General features: G+C 42.2%; 4 protein-coding genes. 1 reads left to right on the top strand and 3 read right to left on the bottom strand.

Going from position 1 to position 3,090, the window contains the following annotated elements; translation table 11 throughout:
• On the top strand, positions 1-192 hold a 192-nt coding region (locus JF818_RS15715; protein WP_198892989.1), incomplete at its 5' end, for an integrase core domain-containing protein.
• 588 nt (positions 193-780) lie between these two features.
• Here the strand turns inward: JF818_RS15715 and JF818_RS15710 are convergent.
• The 3 genes from JF818_RS15710 to JF818_RS15700 all read right to left on the bottom strand — a co-directional run.
• On the bottom strand, positions 781-1,740 hold the full coding sequence (locus JF818_RS15710; RefSeq protein WP_198892988.1) for a hypothetical protein: 960 nt from the start codon (positions 1,738-1,740) through the stop codon (positions 781-783).
• A gap of 307 nt (positions 1,741-2,047) precedes the next feature.
• Positions 2,048-2,458: a single-stranded DNA-binding protein gene (locus tag JF818_RS15705; protein WP_198892987.1), complete on the bottom strand. Its 411-nt coding sequence runs from the start codon at positions 2,456-2,458 to the stop codon at positions 2,048-2,050.
• A gap of 143 nt (positions 2,459-2,601) precedes the next feature.
• Positions 2,602-3,090, bottom strand: a 489-nt coding sequence (locus JF818_RS15700) for a recombinase family protein (protein WP_198892986.1), incomplete at its 5' end; no start/stop codon positions are given.

The raw sequence follows: 3,090 nt of genomic DNA, 5'->3' as shown, positions 1-3,090 counted from the left end.
CTGAAATATGAATGTATTTTCCTTCACGACTGGAGAACAATGAAAGAATTGGAAGCAGGACTCTCAAGCTTCATCTTTTCCTTCAATAGTGAACGACCACATCAAGGCCTGGATTATCAGATACCGGATGAAGTCTATAGACAAGGATGTTTCCCCGTTGGGGAAGACGATACCAAAGAACAGGTAGCATGAAATTCCTTATTTTCTATCTTTCCTGTCTTGACAGAGGTCTTAGCTCATACTATTAATACTCCAACCATTTTGCTAACATCTTGAGTATCATTTAATCTATATCTCTCAGATTGAATAATCACTATTTAACCGTCCTTCATAATTATCTATAGGCAAATATTGTAAGTAAGTGAAAGATTTTTTGAAGGACGGCAATGATTTGCTTCTAACAGACAAATCCAAAAAAACGATAGAATCACGATTTACATTATTTGTTCTATCTGTTCGTTTGAGTGAGGATGAAAAACAGTACTGTTGTTCACCCGAGTGATGTCTTGACCTGATAAATGATACAAAGCTATTGGGGTAAAAAGGGCAAAAACCCCTCTAGAATGCGGCATTTTGAGGTTTTCCAATACTTAAGAATTCGGCTTAAGGCTTCCCCGAGCCGCGAAAGCAAATAACATCAAAGGTATTGTGTAACTTGAAACCTTCGGAAACATGCACAGGGAAAAATTTAATAATGCAACTATCCGTATAATCGTGCCCGAAATACAAAACCCTCTACTACATATTGTTTCTTGTCTCGGCCAAAACCACTTGTCCTAATTACATCTTTTCATTACCACTTCGGGATTGAAAATGAAGAGTACGCAACAATTCCAAGTTATCAGAATCTGCCACCCAATCTGTCAAGTATTTACTTGCATCCTGAATTTTAACAGGAGGGATGTAAAAGTATCTCATCCAAACTGGCGATAACTTTGCCATTGCCCCTTTTATACGAGGGTATGCAGTAATTTCCAACTGATAACAAGAATTATCACCTTCTTTGTACGAAAGTTTGATTTCAAAGTAGTAAGTCCCAAGTTTGGACGCGATGGTCGATAAAAAAACAATATGAGAATAATGAGAACAGTGAGAATTATTCCCGGCAAACTCGAGTGTCAGACGGTTTCTTTCACGATCGATTTCAGCTTCCCTCATTTCAAACTCATACTGTTCCTGGAGTGCGATAGCGTGCAGCCGGTTGTGCATCTCCCTAATTCTAGGATGCAGATCATCAGGCAGATCTTCCGGCTCGATATCTGGGAAATCACCGCTTAATTTTCCACCTTCCAATGAGTCTAACAATTCCAATATTCCTTCCTCAGACAACTCAGTGCGTACAATGTTTCCTTCGATATTTTCATGCTCTATTTCCTGAATGCACACGATTCCATTTGGATCTGTCAAATCTTCTTCTTCGTTTATATAAGTGTAAAACGTGTTAGTAACACGATTGATATGCTCAGGCTCCCAGGCACTTACTTCATCAGTTGTCATCCAAACAGCATAACGAGCCTCAATCACCTTATAGTCAGTTACTAGCTCAGGGTCGGCTCCTAATAAATCAATTGCACTCTGATTGGTTACCCAACGTGCAGAAGTAATCTTGCAATCCAGGATTTGTTGGTCACCATCTAAACACAAATCCCATGTGTTACCAATTCCAGATGCAATACGCTTAATGGTGTCCGGATCTACAGGATCGGAAAGATAGCTGAGTTTGCAAATATCTGCATTCATTCTAAATTGCTCCAAGTTAGTATTTATTATGGCGTTTAGTATATCATCATGATGTCTCCCGGGGTATTGAAATATCTGAAGATTACATAGATTGACGATGGTTGTGAGACTAATACACTCGGCCCTATAGTTTGATAGGGTTACGCTATAGGTTACGCTTTTGTAAGTAATGACGCTCGCCTTGGAGACACTTACTCCTCGACTGCATCCGTTGTGGCTTGCACTTGGCAACATCAACATACTCTTGTCACAGTAATACGATGTTGCCTCTCCTGTCTCCTTTATGAGATGACTTTCCCCTATTCAATCAGGATGCAATCTCCTGATCCAGATCATCAAGTTCCTCTGTAGCTTCTGCCTTTGCAGGTTCACCTGGTTCTTTCTTGAACTCTACATGTTCAGCCACCACGATGATGCGTTCCCGATTTCCCCCATCCTTGTCGGTCCAACGTTCCTGGCGAAGCCTCCCGACCTCCCTCACTCCCCTGCCTTTCTGCAGGTAGGAAAGACAGTTCTTTGCCAATATGCCCCATGCTTGTACGGTGATGAACATCACCTCCTCCACCGCCTCTGCCTTCGCATTACGGAAAAACCGGTTGACGGCTATGGCGAACTTTGTCATCTCACAGGCATTCTTTCCCAGGTCGACACGCTCAGGATCCCTCACCAGGTTTCCTTCAATGACAACTTGCCCATGATACAAGATTACCCTATGCATGTGTTTGTTTTGTAAACACTTATTTTTTCGTTATTTTACCAGTTTTTCAGGTTTTTTATTAATTTAGACTACTCAATTTCGTCAATTTTTATCACAGGTACGCACACTCGTATTTTCAACAATACCGTTGATTAATATGCCATTTAGTTTTGGGGTTTGGTGGTTTTCTTCGTCCTGGTCACAGCCTTCTTGGAACTGTAATGGGTGCTCTTTCTGACCTTGTTCCCGTGCTCATCAACCTCGATGTTGGAGCGTTTTGCCTTCAGCTTCTGCACGCGTTTGAACTGTCGTTCATGGATGATGGGGATGTGATGGTTGCGTGACCGATGGACCTCGAACGGGTCACGGGCTTTTCTCTTGGTTGAAGGAAAATCAGCGGACTCTGTTTCTCCATACACGGAGGTGCCGGTATATTTCTCATTGGTGAGTATGTTCTCGATCGTCTTCACCGGCCATTTCTTCTTGCCGGTGGGAGTGGGAACTTTCAGGGATTCCAACTCCTTCTTGATCCTCACGATACTCCAACCTTGCTCGTACCAATCAAAGATCTTCAGGACTATTCTGGCCTCAGCGATGTTGAGGATGAGGCCTTCCTCCTCATTACGATCATAACCATAACACCTACGAGAGAA

It is taken from the genome of Sphaerochaeta sp. S2 (assembly GCF_016406725.1).
In the GTDB taxonomy this organism is placed as follows: domain Bacteria; phylum Spirochaetota; class Spirochaetia; order Sphaerochaetales; family Sphaerochaetaceae; genus Sphaerochaeta.
This window is presented reverse-complemented; position numbering and strand designations above follow the sequence as displayed.